The 3,696-nt window shown below is 75.1% G+C and carries 6 protein-coding genes; 4 read left to right on the forward strand and 2 right to left on the reverse strand.

The window, feature by feature from the left end:
- Positions 1-84: 84 nt before the first annotated feature.
- Positions 85-1,158, reverse strand: a complete 1,074-nt coding sequence (locus AAHZ94_RS30475) for an alpha/beta fold hydrolase (protein ID WP_349996958.1) — start codon at positions 1,156-1,158, stop codon at positions 85-87.
- 214 nt (positions 1,159-1,372) lie between these two features.
- On the opposite strand from AAHZ94_RS30475, the gene AAHZ94_RS30480 reads away from it, so the two are divergent.
- The 3 genes from AAHZ94_RS30480 to AAHZ94_RS30490 all read left to right on the forward strand — a co-directional run bounded on the left by AAHZ94_RS30480 (position 1,373) and on the right by AAHZ94_RS30490 (position 3,066).
- Positions 1,373-1,669 (forward strand): hypothetical protein, encoded by a 297-nt coding sequence (locus AAHZ94_RS30480; protein WP_349996963.1) that lies wholly within the window; start codon positions 1,373-1,375, stop codon positions 1,667-1,669.
- 149 nt (positions 1,670-1,818) lie between these two features.
- Positions 1,819-2,472, forward strand: a complete 654-nt coding sequence (locus AAHZ94_RS30485) for a TetR/AcrR family transcriptional regulator (protein WP_349996959.1) — start codon at positions 1,819-1,821, stop codon at positions 2,470-2,472.
- 366 nt (positions 2,473-2,838) lie between these two features.
- On the forward strand, positions 2,839-3,066 hold the full coding sequence (locus AAHZ94_RS30490) for a DUF3107 domain-containing protein (RefSeq protein ID WP_349996962.1): 228 nt from the start codon (positions 2,839-2,841) through the stop codon (positions 3,064-3,066).
- On the opposite strand, the gene AAHZ94_RS30495 is transcribed toward AAHZ94_RS30490, so the two are convergent.
- Positions 3,063-3,281: a hypothetical protein gene (locus AAHZ94_RS30495; protein ID WP_349996960.1), complete on the reverse strand. Its 219-nt coding sequence runs from the start codon at positions 3,279-3,281 to the stop codon at positions 3,063-3,065. The genes AAHZ94_RS30490 and AAHZ94_RS30495 overlap by 4 nt on opposite strands.
- A gap of 140 nt (positions 3,282-3,421) precedes the next feature.
- Here AAHZ94_RS30495 and AAHZ94_RS30500 point away from each other — a divergent pair.
- Positions 3,422-3,696: hypothetical protein (locus AAHZ94_RS30500; RefSeq protein ID WP_349996961.1), on the forward strand; the 275-nt coding region annotated here is incomplete at its 3' end.

Genomic DNA, 3,696 nt, shown 5'->3' on the forward strand with positions numbered 1-3,696 from the left:
CAGCGGCTGCTGTGTATTAGCGCCCGCGGGGCGGGGGTCCCTGCGGACCTGCCGGCGCGGGCCCGCGGGCCGCGAGCGCGGTGCTTACCCACGTGCCGCAGCGCCCCTGTCCGCGCCCTGCTCCGCGTCGCCGGCGGCGGGGGCTGGCACCGGGCGCCGGTCCGCGGCGCCCTCGGCTTCGACAGACTCCACGGGCTCCACCTTCGCGCGCAGTTCGAGGTCGGTGAGCAGTTCACGGAAGGCCCGCGCGACCGCTTCGGGGTACTCCATCATCGCGACGTGACCCGCGTCGAGGAGGGTCAGCAGGCGGGCGTCGGGGAAGACCGCCTTGGCGCGCCGGGCCATCCGGATCGAGATGAGCTGATCCCGCCCGCCGTACACCAACAGCGTCGGCGCCAGCACCCGCTCGGCCTGCCGCCACAGCGACTGCTGACCGCCCAACGTGTACGAGTCGACGACGCCGCGCGCGGAGTGCGCGAGCACGTCCCAGAAGTACGGCAGCTCAAGACGCCGCTCGAACTCGGCGACGGCCACCGCCAGGTGCGCCGGCTCGACCCGGCTCGGATCGCCGTAACACAGGGCCAGTAGTTCGTAGGTGCGCCGCTCGGCCGTCCAGTCCCGGGTCAGCCGGCGGAAGAGGCGGGTGACGCCGGGCACCGCGAGCAGCGCGGTGGGCACCGCGGTCCACTGCGGCGGCACCTCGGGCAGCGCGGGCGAGACGAGCGTCACCGTGCGCACCAGGTCGGGCCTGGCCGCGGCGACCCGGGTCACGATCGCGCCGCCCATCGAGTTGCCGAACAGGTGCACCGGGCCGCGGCCCCGCGCCTCGATCAGCCGGGTCACGGCGCGGGCGTGGCTGGCGATCGAGTAGCGGCCGTCCGCAGGCGGCGGCGAGAACCCGAAGCCCGGCAGGTCGACGGCCTCACCGTCGACCACCTCGGCCAGGTCGGCCATGAGCAGCGACCAGTTGTCGGACGCACCGCCGAGGCCGTGCACGTAGAGCGCGGGCGGCAGCCCCTCGCGGGCGGGCGGCCGGGACCGCACCGCCAGCGTGAACCCGTCCACCCGCACCTCGCGCAGCCGCTCCCCCGCGCCGAGCGGGGAGGCCGGGGCCGGTACGCCGTACGGGCCGCCCGACGCGTCACTGCTGGAAGACATGGAGCAATGTTACGAGACGATCACGCGGCACGTTCGTGTGTTCGCCATCACGGGCCCCGATCGGACCCCGGTCGAGGGCCGATCGCCCCGTCGGCCGCCCGGGGCGATCCGGACCTTTAGCGCATAGCGCCGACAGAAAACGGCTCGTACGCTCGAAACAAGAGGAGGGTGCCCATCCGGGACGGACGGCGCCCGCCCCGGGAAGGGGAGCCGCATGCACAACGAGCCGATCGACCCCACCGACCCGCTGACCTTCCGCGCGGAAGCGTCACCGGAGGGCCAGTCCGAAGCCGGTGAAGCCGGCGAGGCCACCGAAGTCGCCGGAACCACCGCCCCCGCCATCGCCGACCGGAGCGTGGAGGCCCCGGAGGCGGACACCGCCGAGCAGCGCACCGACCTGGCGCCGACCCGCGACGACCCGCCGTACGACGTCGATCCGACCGCCGCCAACCCGGCCGACGTCGCCGAGCAGCACCGCGTCGTGGCCGCCGACGAGGACGACTATCGATAATCCGCTATCGGCGATCCATCCCTTTTGCCGGCTTCCGTGAGCGGGGGGTCCGTGAAATTCTCCGCACGGGCCGCGCGCCCCCGGTTACCCAAAAGTACGATGGCGGGTGCGGTGAACACCGTGCATGGAACGACCACCTGGGAGGCGGCGTGACAGCCATCGAGCAGACCGAGGCGCGCCCGCGAGGCACGCGCCTGCCGCGCCGAGCCCGACGTAACCAGCTCCTGGGCGCCGCCCAGGAGGTCTTCGTCGCACAGGGCTACCACGCGGCGGCGATGGACGACATCGCCGAGCGCGCCGGGGTCAGCAAGCCGGTGCTCTACCAACACTTCCCCGGCAAGCTCGACCTCTACCTGGCACTTCTCGACCAGCACTGCGATGCCCTGCTCCAGTCGGTGCGCACCGCGCTCGCCTCGACCACGGACAACAAGCTGCGCGTCACGGCGACGATGGACGCGTACTTCGCCTACGTGGAGGCCGAGGGCGGCGCCTTCCGCCTCGTCTTCGAGTCCGACCTGACCAACGAGCCCGCGGTGCGCGAGCGCGTGGACCGGGTCTCGCTCCAGTGCGCCGAGGCGATCTCCGAGGTGATCGCCGAGGACACCGGGCTGCCGTCCGACCAGTCGATGCTGCTGGCCGTCGCGCTCGGCGGCGTCTCGCAGGTCGTGGCCCGCTACTGGCTCTCCAGCGAGAGCGACATCCCGCGCGACCGCGCGGTGCAACTCGTCACCTCGCTGGCCTGGCGCGGCATCGCCGGCTTCCCGTTGCACGGCACGGACAACCCCTTCGCCGAGACGGACTGACCGCCCCACGCGCGCGCAGGTGCGCGTGCTCGTCCGCACGGTGCGCGGGCGGCGCACGCACGGGTCGGCGCACCCAGGGGCAGTCCCCGCACGGGAGCGCCGGCCCCGGTACGTGCGCGTGTGCGTACGGACCTGCGCGCGTACGGACGCGGCTGCGGCGGATACCCGGGCGCACCGCAGGACCGGGCGGGTGGCAGGGCCGGCCCGCCGCTCCGGCCCGCGTCGGCCGCCGCAATCCCCGCGGCCTGCCCCGGGGCCCGGGGCCGCGCCCCGCACTACGGCTAATGTGTCCGTACGGCGCGGGCACCGCGCACCTCCCCTGGCCCGGTGGCCAGGGGGAACCCGGACCGTCGGAGGGACATGGCCGTGGAGGTCAAGATCGGCGTGCAGCACGCGCCTCGCGAGATCGTCTTGGAGAGCGAGCAGACTGCCGAGGAGGTCGAGCGCGCCGTGGCCGACGCGCTCAGCGGGAAGGCGCAGTTGCTGAGCCTGGTGGACGACCACGGCCGCAAGGTCCTGGTCCCGGCCGACCGGCTCGCCTACGTCGAGATCGGCGAGCAGTCGGTCCGCAAGGTGGGCTTCAGCGCGCTCTAGGCGCAGCGGCACCAGACAACCTCGACCGGGGGGGGGGGGGGGGGGGCCCCCCCCCCCCCCCCCCCGGGGCCCCCCCCCCCCCCCCCCCCCCCCCCCCCCCCCCCCCCCCCCCCCCCGGGGGGGGGGGGGGGGGCCCCCCCCCCCCCCCCCGGCCCCCCCGGCGGGGCCGGGGCCCCCCCCCCCCCCCCCCCCGTCGGCGTACCCGCGCCCCACACCGCCCGGCCCCACCCGCCCGCATCGACCGCCTCCCACCACCCCGTCGACGTGTCGACATAAGGATTGCCGCGAGCGTGCTCGGGGTAGTACCGGCTACGACCGATTTGCGATTGCTCACGGCTCGCTCGGGAGGCAGCACATGGTCCTGGAAGCGCTCGGTTCGGTACTGATCGGCCTCGCGGTCGCCTTCGCGGCACTGCGCTGGCTGCCCCGGCGGTTGCCCACGACCCAGCTCGTGCTCTCCACCGGCCCCGGCGCCGCGCTCTTCGGGGCCCTGCTCGGCCATTCGGTGCTCGGCGCCGGCCATCCCCTGGCGGCTCTGACCGCGGCCCTGATCATGGCGGTCGCGGCGCTCTCGCTGCTGGTCCGCCGCCCCCCCCCCCCCCCCCCCCCCCACACCCCCCCGGCAGACCC

This window comes from Streptomyces sp. HSW2009, assembly GCF_040240285.1.
Taxonomy (GTDB): Bacteria; Actinomycetota; Actinomycetes; order Streptomycetales; family Streptomycetaceae; genus Streptomyces.